Raw genomic sequence first — 3366 nt, forward strand, 5'->3', positions numbered from 1 at the left:
AATCAGGTTGTGTGAATCAACTCAGTTTGTCATCCTGATACGCTCTTGATCAGGATCTGGTCTTTGATCTTATCGGAGGACGGGTCCTTGCTCTTGGACGGTCAACGGTGAACCGCTCTTGTATGAACCATAGTGGTATGAATTGCTGCCTTCGGCAGGACGCTGTGCCGGGAGGATCGTCCCGGGAAGTGATGCGCCGCAGATCATCGGCGGACGCAATGCCCGGAGAAACATCCGGGGACGCCACCTGAATTTCATCAAGAGGGAATCAATTGCTCTTGGTCCCGTCAGCAAGAATACTTCTGACTTGCTTATTGCACACTTTTTCATCTCTTCTGCAGGTTCTTCCGAAAGCAAAAACTTTCGTTTCTCCTTTAGGAGAAAGAATGTTTTTATGTTTTGTTTTGTTTATATATAATGTACGTGTGCGTTGTTCGCGCGGAAGTTGCGCATGGTTTGCACATGACTTGCGTGTAGAATCTCTGCGGTCGTGGATTTGTAATGACTGCTCTTCCCCTTCGGAAGAGATTTCCGTTTGATCAGGATAGTGTGCTGAATCTGCGCATTAAGTGCGCATGAGTTGCGTACGACTTGCACATTGATTTTTCAATGCCGAGGAGCCTTCTCTTGTTCTGATAAATCGCTAAATTGCTCTTACAATAAGCTTTACAGGCTCTTATATACATTCACCACTTCTGAATCACTTTCAAATCCATGGAGCAATTTCTGTTCTCATCTCCATCTTCGCAAGTCTTATCGGATCTCCAAACAAGTGTAAAAAAACAGGAGAATGATCTCGAATTATCTGAGTTCATTCCTCTTGTGCTTGCTTCACTCTGAACCAAGCTAACTAAAGATGGACCGCTAATTACTGGAATGGCTGTCCCGGAAGAGTGGCCACATAAAAAAGTGTGATTATGTAACTTGAAGAGCAGACCGTTGTCGGAAGGTTTGCTTTGCCAAAATACATCGTTCGAAATGGAGGTGAAGAAATGTCCTTACCGTTTAAGCTCTTCATAGGGATCATAGCATTAATTGGAATTTTAGGTCTTCTTGGCTTGATTTCCGGAGCATGGACTGGTTTAGTAATCGGTCTCTTGTGTGCCCTCTTCGCGTGGACTATGGATCAGAATAGGCAGAAATAGTTCTGACGCAGTTCAAACGGCTATTGAAAGCAGAAGAAGCTCTATCAGTTGCTTAGCTAGAGTGCATCCAAAACGGTTTTCTTGGATCATAAAAAAACAAGCCGCGGCTCAGATTTGTTTTTTAAAGAGGATTAGCCAAACGTTAGAGACCTATTCATCTTTTTCACGCCAGATTTCTGTAAATGGTCTTCAAGCAATAGGAACAGGAAGGAGGTGCAACTTGGTATACAGTATCAGGAGGAAAGATGACGGCTCTTTCATTGCCTTCATGAGAGGGGTAAGGCTCTCAAAGGACGGGAACTCATGGTATTTGCCCAGACCCGGCGAGTTCAAGGATCTTTGTGAGCTTGAAAAGAGGGGACTAATCTTCTTCGAGGAAACCGCAGAGATTCCAGACGACAGCACCAGATTCTCTGAGTTGCTTGGTATAGACCTTCTTTCCCTTGAAGATGCTGTTAGCTATGCCGGCTTTCATATGGAGAGGACAGAAAGCACATACGAAATCAAATGCAAACACAATCATGAGCTGCATTGCTTAATGGAATCTGATTCGACGGTAATTGTGTATTGTCCCGAATGCAAAACAGGACTATTGAACATGATCTCTTTCCTGGATATCACAGGCGCCGGAACAGAATTCTTCCAACCCGATCTCAACTACGATGAAATGTGGCTCCCGCTGAACGAAGATCTTTATGGAAAAACAGTCGAGGCTCTCAGTGTTCTTATCAGCGCAGGGTAGAACCTCAAGAAAAATCTCTATGGCAGGCGAGAAGACCTGCCTGCATTCGGAATTCATCAATAGTGCTCACTTCCAATACAGCCGGAGGTAATCATGTGGGTGATCATTGTCTACGATATCAATGAAAAAAGGGTAGCAAAAGTTCTAAAGTATCTACGCAGATTTCTGAATTGGATTCAGAACTCGGTTTTTGAAGGGGAGCTGACTTTCGCAGAGCTCAAGAAAGTAAAGTCAGGTCTTAAGAAACTAATGAAGACCGAGGAAGACTCAGTAATTATTTTCAGCTCGAGCCTTTCTAATGATTATAAGAAAGAGATTATCGGCCTTGACAAGGCCAAAGAAACTCAAATCCTCTGAAAAGAGCGAGTATGGCCTTTGGATATCCACAAAGTAACTGATATAATTCGTTCATAATCAATTCAATTTCCATACTGACTTCTGATTTTTTCTCCGGGGATTGCATTTTGAGGGAAGACAGGGGGAAACAACTATAAACACTATCATCTGCACAGTCGGAGCAAGCTTGAGAAAATTGTGCAACATGTCTTCAAGCGAAGTTGCTGATCGTCTGCTCCACCTGAGTGATCCAATTGGGAATCGTGACTTTGGGGCTGAGATTAATTCTCTTGCGTCTATTCTTTCTCAGTCAGTTTTGTCTTCTAGAGATTACCTATACTTCCTGACCTCGGATACGGAGGAAGGCAAGAAGATTGGCGCCGCTCTCAAGTTATTCTTTGAACGCTCTGAACATATGCACTTCAGAGAGGTTTTCGTGACTTCAATAACTGATCTCGATGACTCAAGACCGGAAGATTTCCAGAACAAGGGGTTGCGTAATCTGGTGAAGATAATTGCCGATATATACAAACATCACATAGACAATCTTGTTATCAACGCCACAGGCGGATATAAGGCTCAGATAGCCCTTTCTCTAGCTTTCGGAATGGGAGTGAAAATACCTGTCTACTACCGCTTTGAGACCTTCAACGGAGTGATTAAGCTTCCCCCGATGCCTTTGTCTCTGGATGTTGAGCTTTGGCTCGAGAACAAAGGCCTTCTTGACACACTGGAGATGAACCCCGTGATAAACGAGAAAGACCTTGAAAGAGAGTACGATTACAGGATCAACTTCAGCTCCCTCCCTGCAGAAATCAAGCTGCTTATCGACCGCGAACAGGATTCGGTGGGTCACATGCTTTCGTTGAGCCCCATGGGCGAGGTTTTTGTTCAAGCCTGCAGGCTGAGTCTTGGAAAGCTGGATGTTGAAGCAACTCTTAAGGAGAGCACTGTACCAGTTGAGAATAGACTAAAGAAGAGCTACAAAGAAGCTCATTCAAATAAGATGATTTCAGACAATCAGTCCTTCATTGACAAGCTGCTATCCATACCGTTCATTGAAGAAGTATCGGTAAGGGGCTCAAGCCAAAGATTCGACAGAAACGAGTTCGTCTGCAAGCAGTTTGGAGAGATCATAAAGGC

At 44.1% G+C, this 3366-nt stretch carries 4 protein-coding genes; 3 read left to right on the forward strand and 1 reads right to left on the reverse strand.

The annotated features are described in order from the left end of the window. Positions 1 to 69: 69 nt before the first annotated feature. The gene (locus ENN47_05435; protein HDP77616.1) at positions 70 to 258 is read right to left on the reverse strand and encodes a hypothetical protein; all 189 of its coding nucleotides are present in this window, start codon (positions 256 to 258) and stop codon (positions 70 to 72) included. Positions 259 to 1365: 1107 nt separating this feature from the next. Between ENN47_05435 and ENN47_05440 the strand changes: the two genes are divergently transcribed. The 3 genes from ENN47_05440 to ENN47_05450 all read left to right on the forward strand — a co-directional run. After that, on the forward strand, positions 1366 to 1887 hold the full coding sequence (locus ENN47_05440; protein ID HDP77617.1) for a hypothetical protein: 522 nt from the start codon (positions 1366 to 1368) through the stop codon (positions 1885 to 1887). A 93-nt stretch (positions 1888 to 1980) separates the two neighbouring features. Beyond that, positions 1981 to 2244: a CRISPR-associated endonuclease Cas2 gene (gene cas2 / locus ENN47_05445; GenBank protein HDP77618.1), complete on the forward strand. Its 264-nt coding sequence runs from the start codon at positions 1981 to 1983 to the stop codon at positions 2242 to 2244. Positions 2245 to 2344: 100 nt separating this feature from the next. Beyond that, positions 2345 to 3366 (forward strand): putative CRISPR-associated protein (locus ENN47_05450; GenBank protein ID HDP77619.1); only part of this gene is annotated, 1022 nt, incomplete at its 3' end.

The sequence above is a fragment of the Mesotoga infera genome (assembly GCA_011045915.1).
Classification (GTDB): domain Bacteria; phylum Thermotogota; class Thermotogae; order Petrotogales; family Kosmotogaceae; genus Mesotoga; species Mesotoga infera_D.

Coding starts and splice junctions, on each gene's coding strand:
- cas2 (HDP77618.1), top strand. CDS start 1,981: ATGTGGGTGATCATTGTCTACGATATCAATGAAAAAAGGGTAGCAAAA.
- ENN47_05435 (HDP77616.1), bottom strand. CDS start 258: ATGAAATTCAGGTGGCGTCCCCGGATGTTTCTCCGGGCATTGCGTCCG.